Here is a 3,193-nt window from a genome sequence, read left to right as displayed (position 1 = left end):
CGTCACCCGTTCCCGCCTGGGAAGACTCGTCCGCCAGGGACTCCTCGAACAGCCCGGACGCGGCCGCTACCAGAAACGGACTTAACGCCCTCTCAGAAGGGCACGGATGGGGCACGTCGACGGATGGTCATCAACCTGAGGTTGTGTGCTGGAGAGGGTGGCAGGAAATGGAAGCCGCCCGTGGTGAAGACGCCGCTGTGCCCACCCGTCAGGCCCAGAAGGCTTCGGTGACGACGATCTGTGGGTCGGGGTGGCGTCGCATGAAGGTGTAGATGAGCCAGCCGCGTCCACCGGCCAGGTCTACGATGTGGGGGCCACCGGGGCTCGTGGAGGCCAGGGGTCGGACGGTCATCCAGTGAGGGAGCGAGGCATCGGCGTCGATTCCCCGAAAGTACGGGTCTTCGGCAGTGATCAGTTCCGCACGGGCACTCATGACCAGGTCACTGGCTTCGGCGGGCATGTCCTGGAAGTCGTGCTGCGCTTGCTTCGTCCAGTCCATTTGCCAAGGCGGCCGGAGTGGTTCGTCGATCACTCTCCGGGCTTCCTCTCGGCGGCTTCGTGCCGGAGGCGGCTGTACTCCTCCAGAAGCCGGATGGACTCCTCGGGGTCCTCGGACTTGGCAGCGCGGGCTTCGAGGTCGCGAAGGTGCGAGTCGAGGACGGGGTTCCGAGCGATGGCGTACTGCGTCCACCACAGGCGCATGAAGGCCGGCACTGGGGTGATGTTGAAGGCGTCGCCGATGACGCGCTTCCAGTGAGCCTCAAAGTCCGGGAGGAGGTGCGGAGTGTGTTCCTGAATCGCCAACCGAAGTGCTTGAGGGGTGTGTTCGGGCATGGGCGGCAACCGCAGGGGTTCCCCGTCGTACCCATCGAAGTGGAGTGCATGGGCGGGCATGGTTCAGGCTCCTTGGTATGGAGGGTGGGTCAGGCAGCCTCGTGCCGGTCCTCGTGCGACTGGTGCCGACGGGCCATCTGCTCGAACCACTCGGCCGGCACCAGGTAGGCGACCGTCTTCCCTTTGCGGGTGATGGCGGCCGCCTCACCGGCGATCCGGGTCCGGTCCAGGATCTCGCCCATCCCCTTGCGCAGGTCGATGGTCGTGTATGTCTTCGTCTCCATACGCTGAAGCATATAGCAACTATCATAGTTGACATACGTGCCCGTGGGGTGCGCCGGCTGGAGGAAGCCAACGGGTGCGTCGGATGCAGAGCGGGCGCGGATTGCCTGATCGGGCTTGTGGCAACAAAGAAGCCCCCGGCCGCTGGCCTGGGGCTTGTTCATGGAGCGGGTGAGAGAATCGAACTCGCGCTCTGAGCTTGGGAATCACCCGGCACTTGGTCCCGTGTATTGCGCCTGACCTGCGGGAACGTGCACCGGTGGCATCGTCCCGGTTGCTCCGTCAGTACCCTTGGTGACCGCTGTTTACCGCCCCTTCTGGCACGTTGTGGCACGGCCTCCCGTGCGGGCAACCGCTCGGACGGGGCTGCCCGGTCCGGGCTGCGTGGCCGATGGTGATCGCCGGGTGGTCACCATCAGAATGCGGTTGCTCTGATGGGCTGGCTGCAGACGCGGCAGGCCGGCTCTCTGGGTGCCCTGGTGCGGTGTGGCCAGTCGCTACCACGTGGTCAAGTCGACTACGTGGACACAGTGGGGGTCGGATGTGTCTGTCACCCAGCGTTCCTCTTCGCCGATGAGTGAGGGCAGGGCGGCCAGCAGGGCGGTCAACGCGCCGGTGAGCTGTACGTCGGCCGCGATCAGGCCGTCGGCTTTCTCGACTGCGAGGTAGAGACGCATGCTGTCCTGTCCGGTGATGAGGAACCCGCAGAGTGCTGGGCTGGGCGGGGTCTCGACGAACGGCCAGGCCAGCGTGCGCAGTACGCGCAGCGCTTGATCCGTACTGGTTGAGTCGGCGGGTTCGAGGACGGTGGTGTCCACCGGGACCAGGGGCATGCCCATCACGGTCGCGTCCGTGTGGGGGAGGGGGCCGGATGTGAGCGTGCGTGTCCAGCCAAGCACCTGGTGGGCGGTCACCGACTCATCGTCCTCGTCCGACAACGGGACTTCATAGGCGACCAGTTCGTGTGACGCCACCGTGTCGGCGGCTCCGGTCACGACCCGGACCACATCCCGCGCCGGCAGCACACCGCGCAGGAAGGTCCCCCCGGCAAGGGGCACCGCTGTGTAGTCGAGGAGGAAGCGCGTGATGTACGCCTGCTGCTCGACCGTTTCCCCGCCGGGGTCGTTCACTCGTTGATCCAGTCCGGGCACCTGTTCATGCCCTTGCAGTAGGCCGTGATGACACCGATCTTCATGCCCCTGCCCGAGTCGTACTCACCATCGGCCGTACGGCGGGCGTACTGCACGATGACCACGATCTTGACCAGCTTGGTCTGGTTGCGGGCGACCCCGTAGTACTCGAGTCTGCCTCCGTTCTTCTTGTCGACCCTGCCGGCCAGGGCCGCGTCGACCACCCGGCACTTCTTGATGTTGTGCTTGCCGGAGAAGTGGCTCCAGCCGAGATCGGCGTTGCCGTAACGCGTAGGGATCACCCGTCCCTCGGGGTCGGTCTCCTCACACTTCACGCTCTTGTTCCAGTGCGGCGCCGCAGACGCCTCGCCCACAGGGGCTGCTGCGACGCAGGCGCTCGCGACAACTGCGGTCAGCATCTTGATCATCTTCATGACCGGACCGTGCCACCCCACCGCACGGTCTAGTCCTTCCCCGCGGCCAGAATCGTTTCTCTTGCCCTGGACGGATGAGGTCCGATGGGCAGCCGAGTGAACATATCCGGGCCTGTCTCAGTGTCGTCAGCTGCCTCGCGCTGCTGACGGACAGGTCACCAAGGACGGCAGTGGTTGGTACCTCCCGGACACCGAGACCCGGACGCGGGGCCACACCAGAGGCGTCCCGACTGTCCGACTGTCAGGTTCCGGCGCGGCGCGGCACAGCGAGGAGAGCGACGTGCGTGAGAGGCATCTGTCCATCCCGGACAGTGGCTGAGCTCCTGGGTACGGCCGAGTGCTTCCCTCGGCGGCTTGTAAAGGTCTCTGAGCGGCCGAAAGAGGGTCAAGGTGGTGCGCAGGTGGTGGGTGATGCCTTAGAAGCCGTTTCTCTACCGGGCGTGATCGTTTGATTGTCGCTGGTCAGGCATGGTTTCGGAGGAGGTGAGGGAGAGTCTCGACGTTCTGTTCCGC

Annotated in this window: 5 protein-coding genes; all 5 read right to left on the bottom strand. The window is 65.4% G+C overall.

The window, feature by feature from the left end:
- Positions 1-208 precede the first annotated feature (208 nt).
- The 5 genes from ACIRD8_RS37745 to ACIRD8_RS37725 all read right to left on the bottom strand — a co-directional run bounded on the left by ACIRD8_RS37745 (position 209) and on the right by ACIRD8_RS37725 (position 2,680).
- Entirely contained in the window at positions 209-532 is a 324-nt protein-coding gene (locus ACIRD8_RS37745; protein ID WP_404002296.1) for a hypothetical protein, read from the bottom strand.
- Positions 529-894 (bottom strand): hypothetical protein, encoded by a 366-nt coding sequence (locus ACIRD8_RS37740; RefSeq protein ID WP_367470367.1) that lies wholly within the window; start codon positions 892-894, stop codon positions 529-531. The genes ACIRD8_RS37745 and ACIRD8_RS37740 overlap by 4 nt, the downstream gene beginning before the upstream one ends.
- A gap of 29 nt (positions 895-923) precedes the next feature.
- A complete protein-coding gene (locus ACIRD8_RS37735) occupies positions 924-1,118 on the bottom strand; it encodes a type II toxin-antitoxin system Phd/YefM family antitoxin (RefSeq protein ID WP_103492353.1) in 195 nt (64 codons plus the stop codon).
- Positions 1,119-1,613: 495 nt separating this feature from the next.
- The gene (locus ACIRD8_RS37730; RefSeq protein ID WP_404002292.1) at positions 1,614-2,246 is read right to left on the bottom strand and encodes a hypothetical protein; all 633 of its coding nucleotides are present in this window, start codon (positions 2,244-2,246) and stop codon (positions 1,614-1,616) included.
- Entirely contained in the window at positions 2,243-2,680 is a 438-nt protein-coding gene (locus ACIRD8_RS37725) for a hypothetical protein (protein WP_404002289.1), read from the bottom strand. The genes ACIRD8_RS37730 and ACIRD8_RS37725 overlap by 4 nt, the downstream gene beginning before the upstream one ends.
- Positions 2,681-3,193 lie beyond the last annotated feature (513 nt).

It is taken from the genome of Streptomyces sp. NPDC102451, assembly GCF_044765485.1.
Lineage (GTDB): Bacteria > Actinomycetota > Actinomycetes > Streptomycetales > Streptomycetaceae > Streptomyces.
This window is presented reverse-complemented; position numbering and strand designations above follow the sequence as displayed.

Bases quoted from the DNA above. Each gene is read 5' to 3' on its own strand.
- ACIRD8_RS37725 (WP_404002289.1), bottom strand. From the start codon at position 2,680: ATGAAGATGATCAAGATGCTGACCGCAGTTGTCGCGAGCGCCTGCGTC.
- ACIRD8_RS37735 (WP_103492353.1), bottom strand. From the start codon at position 1,118: ATGGAGACGAAGACATACACGACCATCGACCTGCGCAAGGGGATGGGC.
- ACIRD8_RS37740 (WP_367470367.1), bottom strand. From the start codon at position 894: ATGCCCGCCCATGCACTCCACTTCGATGGGTACGACGGGGAACCCCTG.